At 48.9% G+C, this 15,039-nt stretch carries 19 protein-coding genes and 1 pseudogene; 16 read left to right on the top strand and 4 right to left on the bottom strand.

What is annotated here, in order from left to right:
• Positions 1-578, bottom strand: a pseudogene (locus tag BLS03_RS23620) (transketolase); the annotation flags it as partial.
• Here BLS03_RS23620 and BLS03_RS25765 point away from each other — a divergent pair.
• The 9 genes from BLS03_RS25765 (at position 577) to ruvX (ending at position 7,332) form a co-directional block, all read left to right on the top strand.
• On the top strand, positions 577-717 hold the full coding sequence (locus BLS03_RS25765) for a hypothetical protein (RefSeq protein ID WP_176765678.1): 141 nt from the start codon (positions 577-579) through the stop codon (positions 715-717). The pseudogene BLS03_RS23620 and the gene BLS03_RS25765 overlap by 2 nt on opposite strands.
• Positions 718-913: 196 nt before the next feature.
• Positions 914-2,068, top strand: a complete 1,155-nt coding sequence (gene metK / locus BLS03_RS23615; RefSeq protein ID WP_093279325.1) for a methionine adenosyltransferase — start codon at positions 914-916, stop codon at positions 2,066-2,068.
• A 194-nt stretch (positions 2,069-2,262) separates the two neighbouring features.
• Entirely contained in the window at positions 2,263-3,060 is a 798-nt protein-coding gene (locus BLS03_RS23610) for a DUF2189 domain-containing protein (protein ID WP_093279324.1), read from the top strand.
• 85 nt (positions 3,061-3,145) lie between these two features.
• The gene (locus BLS03_RS23605; RefSeq protein WP_093279323.1) at positions 3,146-3,646 is read left to right on the top strand and encodes a SprT family zinc-dependent metalloprotease; all 501 of its coding nucleotides are present in this window, start codon (positions 3,146-3,148) and stop codon (positions 3,644-3,646) included.
• 98 nt (positions 3,647-3,744) lie between these two features.
• Entirely contained in the window at positions 3,745-4,449 is a 705-nt protein-coding gene (locus BLS03_RS23600) for an endonuclease (protein WP_176765677.1), read from the top strand.
• A 103-nt stretch (positions 4,450-4,552) separates the two neighbouring features.
• Positions 4,553-5,284 carry a 16S rRNA (uracil(1498)-N(3))-methyltransferase gene (gene rsmE, locus BLS03_RS23595; protein ID WP_093279322.1) on the top strand — a complete coding sequence of 244 codons (732 nt, stop codon included), beginning with the start codon at positions 4,553-4,555 and terminating at the stop codon, positions 5,282-5,284.
• A gap of 13 nt (positions 5,285-5,297) precedes the next feature.
• On the top strand, positions 5,298-6,248 hold the full coding sequence (gene gshB, locus BLS03_RS23590) for a glutathione synthase (protein ID WP_093279321.1): 951 nt from the start codon (positions 5,298-5,300) through the stop codon (positions 6,246-6,248).
• Between the two features lie 55 nt (positions 6,249-6,303).
• Positions 6,304-6,867, top strand: coding sequence for a YqgE/AlgH family protein (locus tag BLS03_RS23585; protein WP_093279320.1), 564 nt, complete (start codon positions 6,304-6,306; stop codon positions 6,865-6,867).
• 36 nt (positions 6,868-6,903) lie between these two features.
• Positions 6,904-7,332: a Holliday junction resolvase RuvX gene (gene ruvX / locus BLS03_RS23580; protein ID WP_093279319.1), complete on the top strand. Its 429-nt coding sequence runs from the start codon at positions 6,904-6,906 to the stop codon at positions 7,330-7,332.
• Positions 7,333-7,477: 145 nt separating this feature from the next.
• Here the strand turns inward: ruvX and BLS03_RS23575 are convergent, their stop codons facing one another.
• Complete coding sequence (locus BLS03_RS23575) at positions 7,478-8,581, bottom strand: PilT/PilU family type 4a pilus ATPase (RefSeq protein ID WP_093279318.1); 1,104 nt, start codon at positions 8,579-8,581, stop codon at positions 7,478-7,480.
• A gap of 8 nt (positions 8,582-8,589) precedes the next feature.
• On the bottom strand, positions 8,590-9,627 hold the full coding sequence (locus BLS03_RS23570; protein ID WP_093279317.1) for a type IV pilus twitching motility protein PilT: 1,038 nt from the start codon (positions 9,625-9,627) through the stop codon (positions 8,590-8,592).
• A gap of 24 nt (positions 9,628-9,651) precedes the next feature.
• On the opposite strand from BLS03_RS23570, the gene BLS03_RS23565 reads away from it, so the two are divergent.
• Genes BLS03_RS23565 through hemW form a run of 7 tightly spaced genes read left to right on the top strand, consistent with a single transcriptional unit; the run spans position 9,652 to position 14,399 of the window.
• Complete coding sequence (locus BLS03_RS23565) at positions 9,652-10,362, top strand: YggS family pyridoxal phosphate-dependent enzyme (RefSeq protein ID WP_093279316.1); 711 nt, start codon at positions 9,652-9,654, stop codon at positions 10,360-10,362.
• A 45-nt stretch (positions 10,363-10,407) separates the two neighbouring features.
• Positions 10,408-11,226, top strand: coding sequence for a pyrroline-5-carboxylate reductase (gene proC, locus BLS03_RS23560; protein WP_093279315.1), 819 nt, complete (start codon positions 10,408-10,410; stop codon positions 11,224-11,226).
• Positions 11,227-11,264: 38 nt separating this feature from the next.
• Positions 11,265-11,822 (top strand): YggT family protein, encoded by a 558-nt coding sequence (locus tag BLS03_RS23555; protein ID WP_093279314.1) that lies wholly within the window; start codon positions 11,265-11,267, stop codon positions 11,820-11,822.
• Complete coding sequence (gene yggU, locus BLS03_RS23550; protein WP_093279313.1) at positions 11,822-12,112, top strand: DUF167 family protein YggU; 291 nt, start codon at positions 11,822-11,824, stop codon at positions 12,110-12,112. Before BLS03_RS23555 ends, yggU begins: the two co-directional genes overlap by 1 nt.
• A 28-nt stretch (positions 12,113-12,140) precedes the next feature.
• Positions 12,141-12,575, top strand: coding sequence for a DUF4426 domain-containing protein (locus tag BLS03_RS23545; protein ID WP_093279326.1), 435 nt, complete (start codon positions 12,141-12,143; stop codon positions 12,573-12,575).
• A 40-nt stretch (positions 12,576-12,615) separates the two neighbouring features.
• A complete protein-coding gene (locus tag BLS03_RS23540) occupies positions 12,616-13,212 on the top strand; it encodes an XTP/dITP diphosphatase (RefSeq protein WP_093279312.1) in 597 nt (198 codons plus the stop codon).
• Positions 13,213-13,223: 11 nt separating this feature from the next.
• Positions 13,224-14,399 (top strand): radical SAM family heme chaperone HemW, encoded by a 1,176-nt coding sequence (gene hemW, locus BLS03_RS23535; protein ID WP_093279311.1) that lies wholly within the window; start codon positions 13,224-13,226, stop codon positions 14,397-14,399.
• 25 nt (positions 14,400-14,424) lie between these two features.
• Here the strand turns inward: hemW and BLS03_RS23530 are convergent, their stop codons facing one another.
• A complete protein-coding gene (locus BLS03_RS23530; RefSeq protein ID WP_176765675.1) occupies positions 14,425-15,039 on the bottom strand; it encodes a DNA-3-methyladenine glycosylase family protein in 615 nt (204 codons plus the stop codon).

Raw genomic sequence — 15,039 nt, 5'->3', positions numbered from 1 at the left:
GAAATGCCGTTGTCATCCCAGAACGCAATCAGTTTGCCAAGGCCAAGTGTACCGGCAAGTGAACAAGCTTCGTGAGAGATACCTTCCATCAAGCAGCCATCGCCAAGGAACGCGTAAGTAAAGTGGTCAACGATGTCGTGACCTTCTTTATTGAACTGCGCGGCAAGGGATTTTTCCGCCAGTGCCATACCCACCGCATTGGTGATGCCTTGACCTAGTGGACCTGTGGTGGTTTCGATGCCCGGCGCGTAGCCGTACTCAGGGTGACCTGGAGTTTTTGAGTGCAGCTGACGGAAGTTCTTCAGCTCTTCAATTGGCAAATCGTAGCCAGACAGGTGCAGCAAAGAGTAGATCAGCATTGAGCCGTGGCCGTTTGATAGCACAAAACGGTCGCGGTCAGCCCAGTTAGGGTTCGCTGGGTTGTGGTTTAGGTGTGAACGCCAAAGAACTTCAGCGATGTCCGCCATGCCCATTGGGGCGCCTGGGTGACCAGAGTTTGCTTGTTGAACACCATCCATAGAAAGGGCACGGATCGCGTTAGCCAGTTCTCGGCGAGAAAGAGAATTGCTAGAAGGCATGTCTGCTCCTAAAAGTAAGCCAGTTGAGGGTAAGAAAAAACTGTCGGCATTGTCGCAAAGCCCCTATAAGCGTGCAAACTTTTTGGCGGCGAACTCTCATCAAAGTCACGCTATTGGTTGGCTCAACTTGTGCAACTAACCCTATTTTGTGCCGTTTAAATGCAATCGTTTACCTATCGTGACGTGAAAAAATAACTTGTAATTCGACCATTCAAAACTAGAATAGACGTCTAGATGTAGAAACACCTACAATTTTTGTCTATTCGATAGGATGCTAACACCAGCGTTCATCGTTAACTAATAGTTCATCGTTAACTAAAAATAGTGGAGCTCTCATGGCTAAGCACCTGTTTACTTCTGAGTCTGTTTCAGAAGGTCATCCAGATAAAATCGCAGACCAAATTTCTGATGCTGTTCTTGATGCCATTCTTGAACAGGATCCAAAGGCACGCGTAGCATGTGAAACATACGTGAAAACAGGCATGGTAATGGTCGGTGGTGAAGTCACTACTTCGGCTTGGGTTGATATCGAAGAATTGACTCGTAAAACTGTGCGTGAAATCGGTTATGTTCACTCAGACATGGGCTTTGATGCAGACTCTTGTGCTGTATTGAACACTATTGGTAAACAGTCTCCAGATATCAACCAAGGCGTTGATAAAGCCGATCCAAAAGAGCAAGGCGCGGGTGACCAAGGTATTATGTTTGGTTACGCATGTAACGAAACCGACGTTCTGATGCCAGCACCGATCACTTACTCTCACCGCCTAGTTCAAAAACAAGCGGAAGTGCGTAAAAACGGCACGCTTCCTTGGCTACGTCCTGATGCTAAATCTCAGGTTACTTTCCAGTATGACCAAGGCAAAATCGTTGGTATCGACGCAGTGGTACTCTCAACTCAACACGCTGACTCAATCTCAACGCCTGATCTTCGCGAAGCGGTCATGGAAGAGATCATCAAGCCAGTGTTGCCAGCAGAATGGCTAAACAAAGATACCAAGTACTTCATCAACCCAACCGGTCGTTTCGTTATCGGTGGTCCAATGGGTGACTGTGGTCTGACTGGTCGTAAGATCATTGTTGATACCTACGGCGGCGCAGCACGTCACGGCGGCGGTGCATTCTCTGGTAAAGATCCATCAAAAGTAGACCGTAGTGCCGCTTACGCAGCGCGTTACGTAGCGAAGAACATCGTTGCCGCAGGTCTTGCCGATCGTTGTGAAATCCAACTGTCTTACGCTATCGGTATCGCTGAGCCAACTTCAATCATGGTTGAAACTTTTGGCACAGAGAAAGTGTCATCTGAAATCATCGTTGAAGCAGTACGCCAACACTTTGAACTTCGCCCATACGGCATTCAAGAAATGCTTAACCTGCTACAACCGATCTACAAGAAGACCGCCGCTTACGGTCACTTCGGTCGTGATGAATTCCCTTGGGAGAAAACCGATAAAGCCGCTCTACTACGCGACTTTGCTGGTCTAAAATAATTCGCCCCAGTTGCTGAAAGAGCCTCGCATTACCGCGAGGCTTTTTTATTGCTTCGCTTTTGACTTTATAAAATATTTTCATCACCACATTGTATTTTTTTAGTTTCCGACCAATAGTTACATAAATGTTAAAAACGCCGTAACTCGACAGTCTAGGTTGGTGTGTCATTCTGGGCTGGTCGTTAGGAGGAACTATGCCTCAAACGCTCCATCGCAGCCCGTTGCCCGCTAAGTCAAAGGCCATCCCTGACAGCGAATACGCGCGGACTATCCCGTGTAAAACTCTCTCTATATCGGCGCCCTTTCACTGGCTTGCACTCGGCCTTAACGACTTCGTGCGTATGCCGCTCATCAGCTTGTTTTATGGTGTGTGCTTTATGGCCGCGGCCATAGGTATTGTGTTGCTGGTTGAATGGCAAGGCACGCATTTAGTCGTCATGCCAAGCCTGGTGGTGTTTATGCTGATCGGGCCATTTCTGGCGCTTGGCCTCTACGACGCCAGTTGGCAACGCGAACGCGGTCACAGTGCCAAACTGCTGCATTCGATGAAAGCACTCAAACGTAATTCGACCTCGCAATGGGCATTTGTAGTGCTGCTCGTGGTAGCGATGATTTTCTGGATGCGAATCGCTGCCCTATTGCATGCTCTCTACCCTTCGGTTCAGGGTGCGCCGCTCACAGAGTTTGTACCATTTTTGCTGGTTGGAACTCTGGTTGGCATGGTGCTAGCGAGTGTGGTATTCAGTTTAGCCGCATTCTCAATCCCCCTGATGATGGAACGACGCGTCGATATGATGACCGCCATCTTCACCAGTTTTAACGCCGTCAAATCTAACGTTCCCGCGATGATTGTTTGGGCTGCACTGATTGGCGGTGGCCTGTTGATCGGCTTCGCGACTTACGGCATTGGCATGTTAGTGACTATGCCTGTCCTCGGATTTGCAACTTGGCACGCCTACCAAGAAACCATTAAGAAAAAACATACTCCATGATGTCTCCTAACTTCAGTCTCTGACTGGTATGATATTTAACTCGGCTTAGCGCCGAGTTTTTTTTTCGCTGTCAGTTGGAAGCCCGATGAACAATTTTGAACTGCATTACCGAGCCACGGCTCAAGTCGCGCGCTGTATTCAACTTGCCTCGACTAAGTTCTCACGCCAATTTGTCAATCCAAGTTTGAACTACAAACTGCGTGGCCGCAGCGCGGGAAAAGCGTATCTACAGCTCAATGAAATTCGTCTCAACCCAACCCTATTTGCTGAAAATCAAGAAGATTTTATCGAAGAGGTGATTCCTCACGAAGTCGCGCATCTGATTACCTGGCAAGTGTTTGGCCGCGTAAAGCCGCATGGCAAAGAGTGGCAAATGGTGATGGCGCAAGTATTTGGTGTTCAGCCACGTACCACTCATCAATTCGCCGTCACTTCAGTACAAGGGAAAACCTTTGCTTATCGCTGCGACTGCCAAACTCATTCGCTCACCATTCGCCGCCACAACAAAATTCAAAAAGGCCAAGCCCAGTACCGTTGCCAACGCTGTCATCAAATGCTGGAGTTTACCGGGACCCAACTTAGCTAACCGATACAATTCAAAGTTTTGAAAAGTGCTGACATTTTTTTCATTCAAAAATGCATGATAGGATGTACTTCGTCATACTTTTCTAAGACTTTTATACCATGGTATCGATACGATTTTGGTCAGGGCTTTTTGCTTTCCTTGCTACCTTTAGCGCTTTTGCTAGCCACCCAAGTTCATTCTCAAGTGCCAAAACTCAAGCACTAAAAATCTATCAAACGCATCCTGTCAGTTTTTATTGCGGCTGCGATATCAAGTGGAGCGGAAAGAAAGGCGTACCAGAGCTCAATCGCTGCGGATACCAAGTTCGTAAGCAGCCAAAACGAGCTCAGCGCATTGAATGGGAACACGTGGTGCCTGCCTGGCAATTTGGCCACCAGCTACAATGCTGGCAAAACGGCGGACGAAAAAACTGCTCACGCCACGACACACTGTTTCGTCGTATGGAAGCCGATTTACACAACCTCACCCCCGCGATTGGTGAAGTCAACAGCGATCGTTCTAACTACAACTTCAGCCAATGGAACGGCTTGGATGGCGTTTCTTATGGGCGCTGCGAGATGCAAGTGAACTTCAAACAGCGCAAAGTTATGCCACCGGATCGCGCGCGCGGCTCAATTGCGCGCACTTATCTATACATGAGCCAAAAATACGGATTTAGGCTGTCTAAGCAGCAAACCAACTTAATGAATGCATGGAATAACACCTACCCAGCCGACCGTTGGGAATGCGAGCGCGATGAGCGCATCGCCGACATTCAAGGTAACCATAATCCGTTTGTTGTCAAAGCCTGCCACCCAAGATAAACCGCATTGATTTCACCGGGGCAAATCGCCATTTGCCCCTTGTTTTTTCAACATAAAGCATCCATGTTAGTGGTTAACTATTTGTTGGAACATTCAAACCACCATGCGCATTCCTCGTATTTATCACCCAGAACTGATTGTCACCCTCGATTCGCTCGCTTTAAGCGAAGATGCCGCAGGCCACGTTGGTCGTGTATTACGCATGAAACCCGGTCAAGAAGTACTGCTGTTTGATGGCAGCGGCGCTGAATTTCCTGCACTGATCGAAGAAGTCAGTAAAAAACAGGTTGTGGTTAAGATTTCACAGCGGGTTGAACGCAGCATCGAATCACCACTCGACTTACACCTTGGCCAAGTGATTTCACGTGGCGACAAAATGGAATTCACCATTCAAAAGTCAGTCGAGCTTGGCGTTAACGTGATTACTCCGCTAATTTCAGAGCGTTGCGGCGTAAAACTTGATCCGAAACGGTTTGAGAAAAAACTTCTGCAGTGGCAAAAAATTGCGATTGCCGCGTGCGAGCAAAGCGGACGCAACATAGTGCCAGAAATCCGCCCGATTATGGCGTTGGAAGAGTGGTGCCAAGAGGAGTACGATGGTCTCAAACTCAATCTTCATCCGCGCGCCAAATATTCCATCAACACGCTGCCGACTCCGGTCACTAAAGTGCGCCTGTTGATTGGCCCTGAAGGCGGTTTATCCAGCGATGAAATCGACATGACCCATCAATACCAATTTGAAGAGACGCTACTCGGTCCTCGCGTACTGCGCACCGAAACTGCGGCTCTGACTGCAATTACTGCCCTACAAGTTCGCTTTGGCGACCTTGGTTAACTGGAGAAGCTCAATGATTAAACTCGGCATCGTGATGGACCCAATTGCGGACATCAACATCAAAAAAGATTCCAGCTTCGCGATGATGCTTGAAGCGCAGCGTCGTGGTTATGAGATCCACTACATGGAAATGCAAGATCTCCACCTTGAACAAGGTGTAGCATTCGCCGATACCAAAACCGTAACGCTAAGAGAAGATCCAGCCAACTGGTATGAATTTACCGCTGAGCAAACCATTAAACTGGCTGAGCTTGATGCGATTTTGATGCGTAAAGATCCGCCGTTTGATACCGAGTTTATCTACGCCACTTACATTCTTGAGCGCGCTGAAGAGCAAGGCACATTAATCGTCAACAAACCGCAAAGCCTGCGCGATTGTAACGAAAAACTGTTCACCGCTTGGTTCCCAGAGCTAACGCCAACCACTATGGTGACGCGCAAAGCAGAAAAAATTAAAGCCTTTCGCGAACAACATGGCGATGTGATCCTTAAACCTTTGGATGGAATGGGCGGCGCGTCTATTTTCCGCGTCAAAGAGAATGATCCAAACGTGTCAGTGATCATTGAAACGCTTACCAATCACGGCCAAAACTATGCGATGGCTCAGACGTTTGTTCCAGATATTAGCAATGGCGATAAACGCATTCTGGTGGTGGATGGCGAACCAATGCCATACTGCTTAGCGCGTATTCCAGCCAAAGGTGAAACACGCGGTAACTTAGCCGCTGGTGGACGCGGTGAAGCTCGCCCGCTAAGTGAAACAGATAAACAGATTGCTAACGCCGTAGCGCCTACACTTAAACAGAAGGGTCTGATTTTTGTCGGACTTGATGTCATCGGCGATAAATTAACAGAGATAAATGTAACCAGCCCAACCTGTATTCGTGAAATCGAAGCTGCCTTTGATATCTCAATCACAGGGAAACTGATGGACGCGATTGAGCGTCGAGTAAATCAGGGCTAATCATAACAGCGGCATCAAACTGGATTTGGTGCCACCTTTATAGATTGGAGTCGCTATGAATTTGACCAATCATTTTTTAGTTGCCATGCCTGGCATGAAAGATCCTTACTTTCAGCACCGCGTTATCTATGTGTGTGAGCACAATGAAGAAGGTGCTATGGGGCTTGTGATCAACGCGCCAGTCGACATTACTGTGGGCAAAATGCTTAAACAGGTCGACATTGAGCCCGTTCATCCACAATTAAATACCACGAGTTTGGAAAAGCCGGTGTTAAACGGTGGGCCAGTGTCAGAAGATCGCGGATTTATTTTACATAAGCCGAAAGATCATTATGAATCGAGCGTGCAGATGACCGATCAAATCTCGGTGACCACCTCGCGCGATATTCTCAGCGTGCTGGGTACTGAAGCTGAACCAAGCAACTATATCGTCGCGCTTGGTTATGCCGGTTGGGACGCAGGACAACTGGAACTCGAGTTGGCGGAAAATTCGTGGCTCACGATTGAAGCGGATCCAGACGTCATTTTTGACACTCCAATCAATGAGCGCTGGAATCGCGCTGTGCAGATGCTCGGCATCGAAGCGGCGCAACTTTCCAGCCAAGCAGGCCATGCCTAATCGCATGGCCTTTGGCTTTTTATACAGCAGAACATCATGACCTCAAGAACCATCATCGCCTTTGACTTTGGCACCAAAAGTATCGGTAGCGCCATCGGCCAAGAAATTACCGGGACCGCCTCACCACTGCGTGCCTTTAAAGCCAACGACGGCACGCCAAACTGGGACGACATCGAAAAAGTCCTCAAAGAGTGGCAACCACAACTGCTTGTGGTCGGTTTGCCAACCGACGTGCGTGGCAAAGAATTAGAAACCATCACTCCGCGAGCGAAAAAGTTTGCCAACCGTCTGCACGGTCGCTTTGGTTTACCGGTCGAACTGCATGACGAGCGACTTTCGACCGCAGAAGCGCGCGCTGAACTATTTGAAATGGGCGGCTATAAAGCGCTAAGTAAAGGCAATATCGACTGCCAATCGGCGGTCGTGATTCTGGAAAGTTGGTTTGAAGCCCAGTGGGGCGAATAGCCAGATAAACAGATAACCGGCGGCTTTTAAAGTATCGGTTAGCTGAACAAATTGACAGGTCGAGTTATTGAAAAGGCTCACATAAAAAGCTTGGTTTCCCGCCAAGCTTTTTTTACTGGTTGAGATTTTGATTGGCTTAGATTGGTTAATCCATATCAATGCTGACGCCGTCGAGCGAACTTGTACCACCGCTCGATTGGCTAGTCTTGAGCATCAAACGCAAATCATTGGCCGAATCGGCGCTGTGCAGCGCTTGGTCAACGTCGATTTTACCATCACATACTAACTGATACAGCGCTTGGTCAAAGGTCTGCATACCAGCATCGCGCGATTTAGCCATCGCGCTTTTCAGCTCATGCAGCTCACCTTGGCGAATCAAGTCAGCGATACGCGGCGAATTGAGCAAAACTTCAAACACGCCATGACGGCCACTTGCTTGCGTGGAGCGCAATAATTGCTGGCCAATCACACCTTTTAAATTCAATGATAAATCAAACAGAAACTGTTCACGCTGACCTTTGGGCATCAAATGCAAAATACGTTCAAGGGCTTGATTGGCATTGTTGGCATGCAGCGTTGCGAGGCACAGATGGCCAGTTTCCGCAAACTGCATTGCGTATTCCATAGTTTCACGATTACGAATTTCACCAATCACTATCATATCCGGCGCCTGACGCAGCGAATTCTTAAGCGCCACTTGGTAGCTTTCTGTATCCAGCCCGACTTCACGCTGAGTCACAATACAACCTTGGTGAGGGTGAACAAACTCAATCGGATCTTCAACGGTCAAGATATGCCCACTGCTATGTTGATTGCGATATCCGGTCATTGCTGCCAGTGTGGTCGATTTACCTGAACCGGTGGCACCAACCACCAGCACTAAGCCGCGCTTCGCCAACGCTAAAGACTGCAACACCGGCGGTAATGTTAGCTGCTCAAAGGTGGGAATGTCGGTTTCAATGCGGCGAATAACCGCGCCAGGTTGCTCGCGTTGATAGAAAGCGCTCACTCGATAACGGCCTGAATCATTGACCAGCGCGAAGTTGGCCTCATGGGTGTGATAAAAGTCTTCGCGCCTGGCGTCATCCATCGCGTCACTGAGCAGCGCGTGAACTTGATCATTACTTAGCACCTCGCCATGGGCCTTCAGAGCACCATCAACGCGATACTGCAGCGCCGCACCGACCGTAATATACAGGTCAGAGGCATTGCTAACCCGCATGTGATTGAGACAATCAAACAGTTTCATCGCCGCCCTTAAAACAGTGAAGTTTCGATTTCAATTTTCTGCGCCACTTCTTCAGGCGCGACTAGCCCTTGCGCCAATAATTGCTTGGCGTTTTGCTCCATCGTCTGCATGCCACTCGCGGCGCCAGTTTGAATCACAGACACCATCTGCGCGACTTTGTCTTCGCGAATCAAGTTGCGAATGGCTGGGGTTGCCATCATCACTTCATGACACGCAACTCGCCCACCACCGACACGTTTCAGCAGTTTTTGCGCAATCACTGCACGCAGCGATTCCGACAGCATCGAGCGCACCATCGACTTATCGCCAGCTGGAAAGACATCGATAATTCGGTCGATGGTTTTTGCCGCCGAACTGGTATGCAAAGTGCCAAACACCAGATGCCCGGTTTCAGCGGCAGTCAACGCCAAACTGATGGTCTCTTGGTCTCGCAGCTCACCGACCAAAATCACATCTGGATCTTCACGAAGTGCGCTACGTAGCGCATTACTAAAACTGTGAGTATCACGGTGCACTTCACGCTGGTTCACCAAACACTTATGATTGCTGTGCACAAACTCAATCGGATCTTCAATGGTCAGAATATGCTTGTTGTGACGGCGATTAATGTAATCGACCATCGCCGCCAGTGTGGTAGATTTACCCGACCCGGTTGGGCCCGTTACCAACACCAAACCTTTTTCATAGTTGGCAATTTTACTAAAGATCTCTGGTGCATCGAGCTGCTCCAAAGTCGGAATTTCGGTCGGAATGGTACGAAACACCGCTGAGCAACCGCGAGCTTGATTAAAGGCGTTAACACGAAAGCGGCCAATGTTCGGCAGCTGACAGGAAAAATCGACTTCGAGACGCTCCTCAAATTCGCTGCGCTGACTGTCACTCATGATCTCAAAAACTAAACGATGCACCTCTTCATGGCTCAAAGCCGGTACGCCAAGCTTTCTAACTTCGCCATCTATACGTACCATTGGAGAAACACCTGCAGAAAGATGTAGATCTGATGCATTATGCTTTACACTAAATTCCAGTAACTCAGCGATATCCATTTATTTTCCTTAGTAAAGTTAGCCATGAGTAGTATTCAACAAAATATTGAACATATCACCTCGCAAATTGCCGACGTACAACAAAAGTGTGGACGAGCTCGAGACTCGGTGCAACTTCTGGCGGTGAGTAAAACCAAACCGAATGATGCCATCCTCGAAGCAGCGCAGGCAGGTCAACGCGCATTTGGCGAAAATTACGTCCAAGAAGGCGTCGACAAAGTGCAGTTTTTTGCCGAGCACCATCCCGATCTTGAGCTGGAATGGCACTTCATTGGCCCGATTCAATCCAACAAAACGCGCCTAGTGGCCGAACATTTCGATTGGGTTCATACCATCGACCGCGACAAAACTGCCCAGCGTTTAAACGATCAACGCCCATCAGACTTGCCCGATTTACAAGTGCTGATTCAAGTGAATATCAGCGGCGAAGCGTCTAAGTCTGGCGTCGAACCTGAGCAAATATTTGCCCTCGCAGAGTTGATTTCGTCACTTCCCAACCTCACCTTAAGAGGATTGATGTCAATTCCAGCGAATGTTGATGACCATGCCGCGCAGCTGGCGACCTTTCAACGTCTCGCGGAGTTGCAAACGCAGCTGCAAAAACGCTACCCAAACATCGATACGCTCTCGATGGGTATGTCCGGTGACATGGAAGCCGCGATTGAAGCAGGTAGCACTATGGTTCGTATCGGCACCGCTATTTTCGGTGCTCGCGACTATTCCAGCAAAGCGTAAAACCAGATTAAGACGAATCACACAAACAGTCAGGAACAGACCGTCATGGAACACAAGAAGATCACCTTTATCGGCGCTGGCAATATGGCGCGCTCAATCATCTCTGGCATGATCGCCAATGGCTACCCTGCCGAGTTGATTACCGCAACCGCACCAAGTCAAAGCACTCGTGATGCCCTCGCCGAAAAGTATGCGGTCAATACCGACTCAGACAACGCCAAAGCAGCGCAAGATGCTGATGTCATCGTGATGGCGGTCAAACCTCAACTCATGGCCGATGTTGCTAAAGGCTTACAAGCGATTGATTACAGCGACAAGCTGGTCATTTCTATCGCCGCCGGAATCAACGCCGCCCGTTTTGACGAAATGTTTGCCACCAAACTCAATCTGGTTCGCGTGATGCCAAACACGCCTTCGCTAATCGGCAAAGGCATGAGCGGCTTATTTGCACCTGAGCATGTTAGCCCGCAGCAACGCCAGTTCGCAGGCGATCTCATGTCACTGGTCGGCGAGATTTGCTGGGTTGAACAGGAGTCTGGCATCAACAATGTGATTGCAGCAGCGGGCAGTGCGCCGGCATATTTCTTCCTGTTCCTTGAAGCAATGCAAACAGAAGCTGTGGCACAAGGGTTTGATCATCAAACTGCACGCCAACTGGTTCAGCAAGCCGCCCTTGGCGCGGCTGAAATGGTGGTCGCCAACCCAGACACCGAACTATCAACGCTTCGCGAGCAAGTCACCTCTAAAGGCGGCACAACCGCAGAAGCACTGAAAACCTTTAATGACAATCAGCTTAGCGACATAGTAGCTAAAGCGATGCGCGCAGCGGTGGCTCGCGCAGAAGAAATGGAAAAATTATTCTAATCACGCAGAATTGCTCTGCTCTTAACTAAGGGTCATATATGAATTCAATGAGTTTTTTGATATCGACGTTGTTTGACTTGTATATCATGGTGGTGATTTTACGCATCTGGTTACAAGCCGCGCGCGCTGATTTCTATAACCCATTTTCCCAATTTGTGGTTAAAGCGACCCAACCGATCGTTGGCCCACTTCGTCGCTTTATTCCGTCTATCGGCAGTATCGATCTCGCCACCATACTATTTGCTTACGTACTGTGCGTTCTTAAATACGTGGCGCTTATTTTGATTCAATCTCGCGGTTCGGTTTCGTTCGATTCTTCGTTCTTGATACTTGGCGGTCTATCGCTTCTGAAAGCAGCGGGCGGTTTGCTGTTCTGGGTGCTATTGATTCGCGCGATTCTAAGCTGGGTAAGCCAAGGCCGTAGCCCAATCGAATACGTATTCCATCAATTAACCGAGCCAATGCTAGCGCCAATTCGCCGCATTATTCCAGCGATGGGCGGTTTTGATTTCAGCGTATTGGTACTATTTATTGCCCTACAATTTGCGAACTTCTTAATGGGCGATCTTATCGGCCCACTTTGGTATCAACTATAATGTCGCAAGCGGTATGGAAAGACGGAGACGATGTGGTTTTGCGTCTCTATATTCAACCCAAAGCAAGCCGCGATAAGATCGTCGGCTTGCACGGTGAAGAGTTGAAAGTCGCAATTACCGCACCACCTGTAGACGGCAAAGCCAATGCCCATTTAAGTAAGTATTTGGCTAAGCTGTTTAAGGTCGCAAAAGGCTTGGTTGATATTGAAAAAGGCGAGCTTGGCCGGCACAAGCAAGTGCGAATCCACTCGCCACAGCAAATTCCCGACGATATAAAAGCCATCCTGTGATGGCTTTTCATTTTACAGAGCAGCGATGATGAAATTTGGTTGGATAACGGTGTTACTGGCAGGCCTGTTTAGCGTGAGTACTCATGCTGAGCAATATCAGCAAATCAAGCAAGTTGAAGCGCATTATTCGGCCTTTAACTCTAGCTTTCTTACCCCTAAAATTGCCCGCAGTTATCAAATTAAACGTAACGGTTATACTGGCCTGCTTAACATCAGCGTGTTAGACACGCGTGCGCCCGGCAAACCTGCCATCGAAGCGGCACTCAGCGGCAGCGTAAAAAACCTCTTAGGCCAAACCCGCCAACTGGCGTTTCGCCAAGTCAAAGAAGGCGATGCCATTTATTATCTCAGTGAGTTTGCCATCAGCGACGAAGAAACCTTGTCGTTTGATATCGATCTCGATGCCGGAATCAAAGGCAGCGGCAAACTTAAATTCACTCAAAAATTTTATGTAGAAGAGTAATCGGTCGATTCACCGTTCGATTACCTAAGTAGAGACAGCGATGAAAAAAATTGTGCTCGCCACTGGCAACCAGGGCAAAGTTCGTGAGATGGCCGACCTATTGGCTGATTTTGGTTTTGATGTCGTCGCGCAAAGCGAGTTTAACGTCTCGGAAGTGGCTGAAACTGGCACCACTTTTATCGAAAACGCGATCATCAAAGCGCGCCACGCAGCCAAACAAACTGGCCTACCTGCCATTGCCGATGATTCTGGTTTGGAAGTGGATTACCTACAAGGTGCTCCGGGCATCTACTCTGCACGTTACTCAGGCGCTGGCGCAACCGATCAAAGCAACATTGAAAAGCTACTTGAAGCGATGAAAGATGTGCCTGAAGATCAGCGCAGCGCGCGTTTTCACTGTGTATTGGTCTTGATGCGCCATGAAAACGATCCAACGCCGATCGTCTGCCACGGTAAGTGGGAAGGTCGTATTCTAACGGAAACTCATGGCGACAATGGCTTTGGTTATGATCCTGTGTTTTGGGTACCGGAAGAAAGTTGCGCGTCGGCTGAGCTTGAACCTGCCCGTAAAAAGCAGCTATCGCATCGTGGTAAAGCGCTCAAACAACTATTTGCCACTCTTGCCGAGCAACAATAAGCGAGCTTTTGATGATAACGCCCCCAGCACTCAGTTTGTATGTCCACATTCCTTGGTGTGTGCAAAAGTGCCCGTATTGCGACTTCAACTCGCATGAACTCAAGCATGAAATTCCAGAAGACGCCTATATCGATGCGCTGCTGGAAGACTTGGATAGCGATATTGCCCGCTACCAGTTAGAAGGCGATCCCCGTCCACTGCACTCAATTTTTATTGGCGGTGGCACGCCAAGTTTGATTTCGGCGCCTGCGATTGGTCGCCTGCTGAAAAGCATTGAACAGCGTATCGCGTTTGCGGCCAATATTGAAATCACCATGGAAGCTAACCCAGGCACCATTGAAGCTGAGCGTTTTAAAGCCTATCGTGAAATGGGCGTGACGCGAATTTCGATTGGCGTACAGAGCTTTGAACCAGCCAAACTCAAACGTTTGGGACGCATTCATGGTAAAGAGGAAGCGGAGAACGCTGCTAAGCTCGCCCATCAAATCGGCCTAAACAGCTTTAATTTAGATTTGATGCACGGCTTACCGGATCAAAGTATCGAACAGGCGCTGAGCGATCTGGATAAAGCGATTGAGCTCAATCCACCGCACCTCTCTTGGTATCAATTAACCATTGAGCCAAATACGCTGTTTTACTCTAAGCCGCCGACGTTGCCAGACGATGATGACTTGTGGGATATTTTTGAGCGCGGCCATCAAAAACTCAGCGCTGCGGGTTATGTTCAGTATGAGATTTCCGGTTACAGCAAACCGGGCTTTCAGTGCCAACACAACCTCAATTACTGGCGTTTTGGTGATTACTTAGGCATCGGCTGCGGCGCTCATGGCAAGCTGAGCTTTGCCGATGGTCGCATCGTGCGCACCACTAAAATCAAGCATCCAAAAGGCTATTTGGCCGCCTACCAAAATATGGTTAAACCTTATCTTGATAGCGAGCAGTTAGTCGCTCTTGAAGACCGGCCGTTTGAGTTCTTTATGAATCGCTTTCGCCTGCTTGAAGCGTGCCCGAAACAAGACTTTGTCGCTACGACAGGGCTTGCGCTTGAAAGCATCGCGCCAACCATTAATTGGGCGCTAGAGAAAGGCTATTTAAGTGAAACTACCAGCCATTGGCAGATAACAGAGAAAGGTAAACTGTTTCTCAACGATCTGCTTGAAGCGTTTATGGCAGAAGAAGATGAATAGCTAGATTTAGCTATCACCAGCGGCGCTAATCTTTAAGCAATTCAGCATCAAGCATCGCCCAAATGTGCAGCGCCAAATAACTATGATAAGGGCTGGCGGCAGCGAGAATGTCGTCAGCGCTAACGCCCTCTTTGTCAGCAATCAGATTTAACCCGCGCATCAGCGCGGCATCACCGGGCGACCATACATTGGGCAGCGCAAAAAAGAACATCAGCGCCATTTCAGCGGTCCAGTGACCAATTCCCCATAGCGACACCAACTGCGCGCGAATAAACTCACCGTCCTGACAGGTAAATATTTCTGGGCTAATCTGCCCCGATTGCAGCGCCTGATTGACGCCTAAAATGGTTTTAACCTTAGCATTCGACAACCCACAATCGCGCAGAGCTTGATAATGCTCGTCGACCAGTAACTCAGGCAAACCTTGATGCTTCTTGAGCAGCGTTTCAACCCGCGACCAAATGGTGCGCGCTGCCGTCGTCGACAGTTGCTGACCTGCCACCGCACGCGCCAAATAGTGCAGCAACTCCTCTGGCCGATGAGGGGTAATTTCACGCATACCATTGTGCTCAATCACCCGTTTAAGCTGTGGGTAGTCACCGAGCTGCGCCAATAGCGCTTGATGAACTTCAATTGACAT

Source organism: Vibrio xiamenensis (assembly GCF_900100015.1).
Taxonomy (GTDB): Bacteria; Pseudomonadota; Gammaproteobacteria; order Enterobacterales; family Vibrionaceae; genus Vibrio; species Vibrio xiamenensis.
The sequence above is the reverse complement of the archived record's forward strand: the minus strand, read 5'-3'. Positions and strand labels throughout refer to the sequence as shown.

Excerpts from the sequence above, each read along its gene's own strand:
- hemW (WP_093279311.1), top strand. The coding sequence starts at position 13,224 with ATGATAACGCCCCCAGCACTCAGTTTGTATGTCCACATTCCTTGGTGT.
- BLS03_RS23585 (WP_093279320.1), top strand. The coding sequence starts at position 6,304 with ATGAATTTGACCAATCATTTTTTAGTTGCCATGCCTGGCATGAAAGAT.
- BLS03_RS23600 (WP_176765677.1), top strand. The coding sequence starts at position 3,745 with ATGGTATCGATACGATTTTGGTCAGGGCTTTTTGCTTTCCTTGCTACC.
- BLS03_RS23605 (WP_093279323.1), top strand. The coding sequence starts at position 3,146 with ATGAACAATTTTGAACTGCATTACCGAGCCACGGCTCAAGTCGCGCGC.
- BLS03_RS23530 (WP_176765675.1), bottom strand. The coding sequence starts at position 15,039 with ATGTCAATTGAAGTTCATCAAGCGCTATTGGCGCAGCTCGGTGACTAC.
- BLS03_RS25765 (WP_176765678.1), top strand. The coding sequence starts at position 577 with ATGTCTGCTCCTAAAAGTAAGCCAGTTGAGGGTAAGAAAAAACTGTCG.
- ruvX (WP_093279319.1), top strand. The coding sequence starts at position 6,904 with ATGACCTCAAGAACCATCATCGCCTTTGACTTTGGCACCAAAAGTATC.
- BLS03_RS23540 (WP_093279312.1), top strand. The coding sequence starts at position 12,616 with ATGAAAAAAATTGTGCTCGCCACTGGCAACCAGGGCAAAGTTCGTGAG.
- BLS03_RS23575 (WP_093279318.1), bottom strand. The coding sequence starts at position 8,581 with ATGAAACTGTTTGATTGTCTCAATCACATGCGGGTTAGCAATGCCTCT.
- metK (WP_093279325.1), top strand. The coding sequence starts at position 914 with ATGGCTAAGCACCTGTTTACTTCTGAGTCTGTTTCAGAAGGTCATCCA.
- BLS03_RS23570 (WP_093279317.1), bottom strand. The coding sequence starts at position 9,627 with ATGGATATCGCTGAGTTACTGGAATTTAGTGTAAAGCATAATGCATCA.
- BLS03_RS23545 (WP_093279326.1), top strand. The coding sequence starts at position 12,141 with ATGAAATTTGGTTGGATAACGGTGTTACTGGCAGGCCTGTTTAGCGTG.
- rsmE (WP_093279322.1), top strand. The coding sequence starts at position 4,553 with ATGCGCATTCCTCGTATTTATCACCCAGAACTGATTGTCACCCTCGAT.
- BLS03_RS23555 (WP_093279314.1), top strand. The coding sequence starts at position 11,265 with ATGAATTCAATGAGTTTTTTGATATCGACGTTGTTTGACTTGTATATC.
- yggU (WP_093279313.1), top strand. The coding sequence starts at position 11,822 with ATGTCGCAAGCGGTATGGAAAGACGGAGACGATGTGGTTTTGCGTCTC.
- gshB (WP_093279321.1), top strand. The coding sequence starts at position 5,298 with ATGATTAAACTCGGCATCGTGATGGACCCAATTGCGGACATCAACATC.
- proC (WP_093279315.1), top strand. The coding sequence starts at position 10,408 with ATGGAACACAAGAAGATCACCTTTATCGGCGCTGGCAATATGGCGCGC.
- BLS03_RS23610 (WP_093279324.1), top strand. The coding sequence starts at position 2,263 with ATGCCTCAAACGCTCCATCGCAGCCCGTTGCCCGCTAAGTCAAAGGCC.
- BLS03_RS23565 (WP_093279316.1), top strand. The coding sequence starts at position 9,652 with ATGAGTAGTATTCAACAAAATATTGAACATATCACCTCGCAAATTGCC.